The organism is Vibrio sp. V10_P2A27P122 (assembly GCF_963874335.1).
Lineage (GTDB): Bacteria > Pseudomonadota > Gammaproteobacteria > Enterobacterales > Vibrionaceae > Vibrio > Vibrio anguillarum.
In genome coordinates this window covers 1-7,855 of the sequence record NZ_CAWNHY010000058.1, presented here as the reverse complement: position 1 = coordinate 7,855, position 7,855 = coordinate 1, and the positions used below count along the sequence as shown (strand labels likewise).

The following is a 7,855-nucleotide window of genomic DNA, read 5'->3' as shown; positions in this document are numbered from 1 at the left end:
GATTGATAGGTTTATATTGTTAAAGAGCTTGCTTGGATGCTTACCTAAAAGCATTCAAAGCGGACGAACATTCTAGCGAAATAACCTTAAGTGTCAAACACTTTATCGATTATTTCTTTTAAACAAGTGTCCATCTATTATCAGAAGAAGTAACTAGCACTGCCCTGACAACGAGGCGCATTATAGGTAGTTTAGCGAAGGACACAAGTCTTAAAATGAAACTTTCTCATAAAAACGAACCAACAGCTCACAAAAGAACCAATGAGAGTAATTTTCAAACAAAAGGGCCATTTCTGGCCCTTTTGAATGTAAATGTTTAGTCTTGATGAGCAATAATTTGGTCATTGCTAACAACTAGCTTAACTTTTTTATCCGGTAGGATTCTTCCTGCCAAGATTTCTTTCGCTAATGGATTTTCAACGCTTTGTTGAATAGCGCGTTTCAATGGTCTTGCTCCGTAAACAGGATCAAACCCAACTTGAGAAATCAGCTCTAACGCTTTTTCAGATACCTCAAGCTGATAACCTTTCTCTTCCATTCGTTTACCAAGACGGGCTAATTGAATAGAAGCGATCGATTTAATTTGTTCTTGCGCCAACGGATGGAATACTACACTTTCATCCACTCGGTTTAAGAACTCTGGTCTAAAATGTTTACCTACAATCTCCATTACCTCTTTTTTAATGCCTTCATAATCCAAGCTTGCGAATTTTTCTTGAATTTGCGAAGACCCTAAGTTTGAGGTCATAATTACCACTGTATTACGAAAATCAACTGTGCGTCCTTGTCCATCAGTTAAGCGCCCATCATCTAATACCTGTAGTAGGATATTAAAGACATCAGGGTGTGCTTTCTCAACTTCATCCAACAAGATAACCGAGTACGGTTTACGACGAATAGCCTCGGTCAAGTAGCCACCCTCTTCGTAGCCCACATAACCTGGAGGCGCGCCGACTAATCGCGCTACTGAGTGTTTTTCCATAAACTCAGACATGTCGATTCGCACCATGGCATCTTCACTATCAAACATAAAGTTTGCGAGTGTTTTACACAATTCAGTTTTACCCACACCAGTTGGCCCTAAGAATAAGAAGGAACCAATCGGTCTATTTGGATCAGATAACCCAGCTCGGCTACGGCGAATCGCATTTGATACCACTTCGACGGCTTCAACTTGTCCGATAACTCGTTGATGCAGCGCATCCTCCATTTGCAGCAGTTTTTCTTTCTCAGCTTCCAGCATTTTAGAAACTGGAATACCAGTTTGCTTTGAAAGCACTTCCGCTATTTCTACATCAGTTACTTTGTTGCGCAGTAAAGTCATCTCTTGCATTTCAGCTTGAGTTGCAAGGTCGAGCTGCTTTTCAAGTTCAGGAATTCGGCCATATTGAAGTTCTGACATACGGTTCAAGTCACCCGCTCTACGTGCGAAATCCATATCCATACGCGCTTGCTCTAATTCGGACTTAATATGCTGTGTACCCGAAAGAGCTGCTTTTTCCGCATTCCAAACTTCTTCCAGCTCGGCAAACTCGCGCTCTTTCACTTTTAACTCTTCGTTTAACACCTGTAAGCGTTTTTCACTCGCTTCATCGTGTTCATTCGTTAGCGCTTGTTGCTCAATTTTCAGCTGAATAATTTTGCGCTCAAGCTTATCTAAAGATTCTGGCTTTGAATCTATTTGCATTCGAATACTTGAAGCGGCTTCATCGATCAAGTCAATCGCTTTATCAGGCAACTGGCGATCAGAAATATAACGGTGCGATAAGCTCGCAGCAGCAACAATAGCGGGATCGGTGATCTCCACATGGTGATGGAGCTCATAACGCTCTTTCAAACCACGCAAAATAGCTACTGTGTCTTCTACGCTAGGCTCATCAACCAGTACCTTTTGGAAACGTCGCTCAAGTGCCGGATCTTTCTCTATATATTGACGATACTCGTCTAAAGTGGTCGCACCGACGCAGTGTAGATCTCCTCGAGCCAGAGCGGGCTTAAGCATATTCCCTGCATCCATTGCGCCTTCGCCTCGACCTGCACCGACCATAGTGTGCAACTCATCAATAAAGAGGATGACATTACCCTCTTCTTTCGCTAGCTCGTTAAGCACCGATTTTAAGCGTTCTTCAAATTCACCACGATACTTAGCCCCTGCGACCAAAGACCCCATGTCTAATGACAATACTCGACGACCACGTAGACCTTCTGGTACTTCATTATTAATAATGCGCTGCGCTAACCCTTCCACAATCGCCGTTTTACCTACACCGGGCTCACCAATAATCACGGGGTTGTTTTTGGTCCGGCGTTGCAATACTTGAATGGTACGACGAATTTCGTCATCACGGCCGATGACAGGATCAAGTTTGCCTTGTTCCGCTCGTTCAGTTAGATCTATTGTGAATTTCTCAAGCGCTTGTCTTAGCTCTTCTGCATTTGGATCATTCACTTTCTGACCTCCACGCACTTTTTCTATTGCTTCAGAAACTTTTTTCTCGGTGAGCCCTATTTCTTTGAGTAATTGACCAAGCGCGCCCTTATCTTCTAGTGCGGCTAGCAAAAACACTTCCGAAGAAATGTAGGAATCTTGCCGTTTTTGCGCGAGTTTATCGCACAAATTGAACATAGTACCCATTGCGCTAGAAAGCTGAACATCACCACCGATACCGCTAACTTTTGGCAAACGGTCTAATATCTCACTGAGCTTCGAGCGCAATTGCATAACGTCCACACTTAACATAGTAAGAAGTGGACGAATTGGACTGCCATTTTGATCGAGCAATGCCACCATCAAATGAACAGGCTCGATATATTGATGATCACGGCCTAATGCCAATGATTGAGCATCAGAAATGGCAATTTGAAATTTGCTTGTAAATCGATCAAGACGCATACCAACTTTCCTCACCTTAATTGAGAAACTAATCTTACGTAGCTAAAGATGGCTACGTACTAGTGCTTTTTCAAGGGGCAAGTTAGGGAAGATTGATCTTGCGTAAGTTACTCTTCGATCCAAATAAATGAAGCTTGGCGACCTGTGATTCCGTCGCGTCGATAGGAATAAAACTGATGAGGATTATGGAAGGTACAAAGGCCGCTATCTGATATTTCTGAAACACCGCATTGATGCAACCTTAACGTGGCTAACTGTGCAATATTTGCTAGCCATTTTCCATTCTCTTGAAGAGAAAATGCGGCCTTTGCTTTGGTATTTTGATCAACAAAGGCATGGTATACATCATCACCGACTTCAAATGCCGTAGGACCGATAGCAGGACCGAGCCAAGCTAGGATATCACTAGAAAATTTGGCGAGCGCATTTTCGAGTATCCCATTAGCTAAACCGCGCCAACCAGCATGAACTGCAGCCACTTCGCTGCCTTGGTGATTAGTGAGTAGAACAGGTAAGCAATCAGCGGTCATTACAGAACAAATCACATTATGCTGGTGGGTAAAAACACCATCGGCACTCAGAATCTGCTGAGTAGGTTGAGTAACCTCTAGCACTTGTGTTGAATGCGTTTGTTCAAGCCAAATAGGTTCAGAGGGCATCGCCGCTTGCTGCGTTAGCCATTGGCGATTTTTTTCAACGGATAAAGGATCATCCCCAACATGCATGCCTAAATTCAGCCCTTGATAAGGAGCTAACGAAAAGCCACCGACTCTAGTCGAGGAGAAAGCTTTTACATGTTTAGGTGCATTCCAGTTAGGGATGATCTTCTGCATTAGAACTCGTCTTTTTTATTCAACTTAGTATCTACGCGTAAAGCTTCCGCCATAATGATCATATCGTCAGGTACTGGCGCATGAAATTCTAGCATTTCACCAGTCACAGGATGCTCAAGTCGAAGCATAACGGCATGCAAAGCCTGACGATCAAAACCACGGATCATATCGGTCAGCTCTTGCGTTGCCCCTTTCGGAATGCGAGCGCGGCCACCATAGGCGGTATCCCCAAGCAAAGGATGCTGCAAATATGACATATGCACACGAATTTGGTGAGTACGGCCCGTTTCTAAACGCAAACGAAGTCGCGTATGTTCACGAAAATGCTCGGCCACACGATAGTGAGTTACCGCTGGTTTACCCATCGGGCTTACCGCCATCAATGTACGTTTTGTTGAGTGGCGGCCAATCGGCTTATCGATCATCCCACCAGCAGTCATAGTACCGATCACAATCGCTTCATATTCACGCGTAATCTTACGCTTTTGCAACGCTCGAACTAAGTGTGTTTGTGCAGGAACCGTTTTAGCGACCACCATTAAACCAGTCGTATCTTTATCCAAACGATGCACAATCCCCGCACGAGGTACTTCTGCAATAGCTGGATAGTGGAACAACAGTGCATTTAACACTGTGCCATCTGGAGTACCCGCGCCTGGATGAACGACAAAATCTCGTGGTTTGTTGATGACCATAATATCGTCATCTTCATACACGATATTTAAAGGTATATCTTGCGCTTCCCAACGCTCTTCATCTTCAAGCTCGGCTTGGACCGTAATGATTTCTCCCCCCATGACTTTCGTTCTTGGTTTAGTGATCACCTCACCATTGACCTGAACTTTGCCTTCTAAAAGCCACTCTTTTAGACGTGAACGAGAGAAATCTGCGAATAATTCAGCGACAGCTTGGTCTAAACGTTGACCTAACTGGCTATCTTTTACTGTATTTGTTAATTCAATCTGCTGAGCCATATCGAACTTTTTTAAAAACCGTGAGACTAATAGCGTCTAGTATGGATAAAATATGGCGTCATTGTATCTGTTACTGCTAAGAAAGTAACGAAACGATTTGTAAAGCGATTACGCACTCAATTAAGAAGCATTAATTCAAGGAAACGACTCCTGTCATGAAACACCACACTTTATCAGGCTTACTCGCATTATCACTGTTATTTGGCTGTTCAAGCAGCGAAGAGATTGTCCCTGATGTGCCGCCTTCTGAATTATACTCAGAAGCGCAAACCTCACTGCAAAGTGGTAACTGGTTAACGGCCATTCAAAAACTTGAGGCGTTAGATTCACGTTATCCCTTCGGCGCGTATTCAGAACAAGTTCAACTTGACCTTATTTACGCTTACTACAAAAACGATGATCTTGCGTTAGGTTTAGCGACCATTGAACGCTTTACCCGTTTGAATCCAACCCATGAAAAAATGGATTGGGTACTCTACATGCGTGGTTTGACGCATATGGCGCAAGATCGCAACTTCATGCATGACCTATTTAATGTCGATCGCGCGGATCGTGATCCAGAACCGGTAAAAGCTGCGTTTGCTGATTTTAAGAAACTGCTGCAACGCTACCCAACAAGCCCTTATGCAGAAGATGCTCATAAACGCTTATTCGCGTTAAAAAATAGGCTGGCTGAATATGACCTTGCCACAGCTGATTTTTACTTACGCCGTGAATCTTGGATTGCGGCCATCAACCGTGCTCAGGAGCTACAAAAAACGTATCCAGACACTGAAGCGGCTCGCAAATCATTACACATTCAGTTGGAAGCGTATAAACAGCTCAAACTGAACGATGCCATTGCCAGAACTCAAAAGTTAATTGCACTCAATCCACAATAGTTTGCAATAAGCTTAGGTACGCCATGAAAACCACTCACGCTTTGAGTGGTTTTTTTATTTGGAGTCGATGGGAATAATAACACGCCAGCAAAAGACGGCTGGAAAATGAGTGGTGCAGGGAAAACTGAAATAAAAAGGGAGGTGTTCAAAACATCGTTAGAATAAAGATCACAAAAAACACTTGAATAAGAAATGAGCAGCGCTCTTTTTAGGCCGCAAAAACACCCTAAAAATGGGAAATTCTTAGCTTGATCTTTTAACCAATCTATCCAGATTGATAGGAATCACAAGCTTTTTCTTTACTCTTTGTCAGCACTCTTTGCGTGAGATCACGTTTAAACTCGCCCTTTGAAATCACATTCAATAAAGTGATCCAGATCACATTACTTTAGTATTAAATCAGTAATCTGAAGTTAACCCATGAGGGATGCAACAGAGGAAAACATCTATGAAAGTAACTATCACTGGTAAAAATATCGACATCACCTCTGCAATCCGCACTCACATTGAGAGCAAATTTAAAAAACTAGAAAAATGGCAAGTGGATATCATAGGATGCCAAGCTAGCTTTAGTGAAGAGCCCAATAAACAAAAAAGATTCGAAGCTATTATCACGGTACCCAAAGGACAATTAGTCGCTTCTGCAACCCATGAAGATCTTTACGCAGCTATCAATGAGGTAGAACAAAAATTAGAACGCCAACTCAACAAACTGCGCCATAAACCGGAAGCTCGTCGTACCGACAAACCGGAAGTAGAAGAAGAAGTTGAATAAAGTTTAATATGATGAAAAATAGCGCTTTCAAGCGCTATTTTTTTGCTTGACGCTCTACGGTTGCTTGCTTATTGTGTCTTTACATTCAAAGAGAAATCACCTTCTTATGCACTTAACCTCACTGTTCTTTTTTGACTTCTTTTTTCTCCAATAACCTTGGAGGCATGGTCGTTGACAGAAGATAAGTCAAAAACGAACAGGAAGCCTCCCACTGGGAGGCTTTTTTACAAGGACATTTTTATGACTGAAAAGCACTATTCACTTGAAGAGATCCGCTTGCGACTGAACGAGCTTGATGATCAACTGCTGAACCTACTGGCAGAGCGTCGAAAGTTCAGCATTGAAGTCGCTAAAAGCAAAGTGGAAACCGCAAAACCAGTGAGAGATGCAATACGTGAACAGCAACTTTTAGTCAAATTGATTAATACTGGTAAAGAAAAATACAATTTAGATGCTCAGTACATTACTAAACTATTTCATACCATCATTGAAGACTCCGTCTTGCTACAGCAAGCATACTTGCAGAATCTAGCCAATCCGCAACTAAGCCGTAAACCGCTGGCAAGGGTTGCTTTTTTAGGTGCTAAAGGTTCTTACTCCCATCTTGCAACCCGTGAGTACTTCAGTCGTAAAAATACAGAGTTGATCGAACTCAATTGCGATCAGTTTAAAGAAGTCACTAAAACAGTTGAATCGGGTCATGCCGACTATGGGGTATTGCCGATTGAAAATACCAGTTCAGGTTCAATTAACGAGGTGTATGATTTGCTACAACATACTACCTTGTACATTGTCGGTGAGCTCACTTTACCGATTGAGCACTGCTTGGTCGCCACCTCTGAATTACGTTTGGAAGAGCTTAAAATCCTTTATTCACACCCACAGCCCCACCAGCAGTGCAGCGAATTTTTAAGCCGCCTAAAAGGCGTTACACTTGAAACCTGTGCGAGCACCGCTGATGCGATGCAAAAAGTACAGCAGCTTAATCGCAACGATGTTGCCGCAATTGGCAATGCCTCCAGCGGTAAACTGTACGGCTTACAATCGATCAAATCTAATATCGCCAATCAAACAGAAAACCAGACTCGCTTTATTGTTGTTGCGCGAAAACCCGTGGAAGTCTCCACTCAAATTCCAGCGAAGACGACATTAATCATGTCGACATCACAACAAGCTGGTTCACTTGTTGAAAGCTTGTTAGTGCTGCAACGCTACGGCATCAATATGACCAAATTGGAATCGAGACCTATTATGGGTAATCCTTGGGAAGAAATGTTCTATGTTGATCTTGAATCACATCTTGATTCCATTGAAATGCAGCAAGCATTGAATGAGCTAACAAAAATCACTAAGCATTTAAAAGTATTAGGTTGCTACCCAAGCGAAAATGTTAAACCGACCCAAGTAAAACTTCAATAATCACATTTAAGTCAAATATTTGACAGAAGTCAGCTGACAGACATCAACATAGTTCATATAATGCCCAATCATTTCACACA

6 protein-coding genes and 1 other annotated feature are annotated in these 7,855 nt (G+C 42.6%); of the genes, 3 read left to right on the top strand and 3 right to left on the bottom strand.

The annotated features are described in order from the left end of the window. Window positions 1–316: 316 nt before the first annotated feature. From clpB to rluD, 3 genes are all read right to left on the bottom strand, one after another. Entirely contained in the window at window positions 317–2,893 is a 2,577-nt protein-coding gene (gene clpB / locus AACQ17_RS03515; protein WP_026027339.1) for an ATP-dependent chaperone ClpB, read from the bottom strand. A gap of 107 nt (window positions 2,894–3,000) precedes the next feature. Further along, the gene (gene pgeF, locus AACQ17_RS03510; RefSeq protein ID WP_026028350.1) at window positions 3,001–3,726 is read right to left on the bottom strand and encodes a peptidoglycan editing factor PgeF; all 726 of its coding nucleotides are present in this window, start codon (window positions 3,724–3,726) and stop codon (window positions 3,001–3,003) included. After that, a complete protein-coding gene (gene rluD / locus AACQ17_RS03505) occupies window positions 3,726–4,700 on the bottom strand; it encodes a 23S rRNA pseudouridine(1911/1915/1917) synthase RluD (RefSeq protein ID WP_013857530.1) in 975 nt (324 codons plus the stop codon). The genes pgeF and rluD overlap by 1 nt, the downstream gene beginning before the upstream one ends. Before the next feature lie 155 nt (window positions 4,701–4,855). On the opposite strand from rluD, the gene bamD reads away from it, so the two are divergent. From bamD to pheA, 3 genes are all read left to right on the top strand, one after another. Further along, window positions 4,856–5,581 (top strand): outer membrane protein assembly factor BamD, encoded by a 726-nt coding sequence (gene bamD / locus AACQ17_RS03500; protein ID WP_013857531.1) that lies wholly within the window; start codon window positions 4,856–4,858, stop codon window positions 5,579–5,581. A gap of 448 nt (window positions 5,582–6,029) precedes the next feature. Beyond that, complete coding sequence (hpf, locus tag AACQ17_RS03495) at window positions 6,030–6,356, top strand: ribosome hibernation-promoting factor, HPF/YfiA family (RefSeq protein ID WP_026027341.1); 327 nt, start codon at window positions 6,030–6,032, stop codon at window positions 6,354–6,356. A gap of 109 nt (window positions 6,357–6,465) precedes the next feature. Beyond that, window positions 6,466–6,584, top strand: a sequence feature (Phe leader region). A 12-nt stretch (window positions 6,585–6,596) separates the two neighbouring features. Further along, on the top strand, window positions 6,597–7,775 hold the full coding sequence (pheA, locus tag AACQ17_RS03490; protein WP_026028348.1) for a prephenate dehydratase: 1,179 nt from the start codon (window positions 6,597–6,599) through the stop codon (window positions 7,773–7,775). Window positions 7,776–7,855 lie beyond the last annotated feature (80 nt).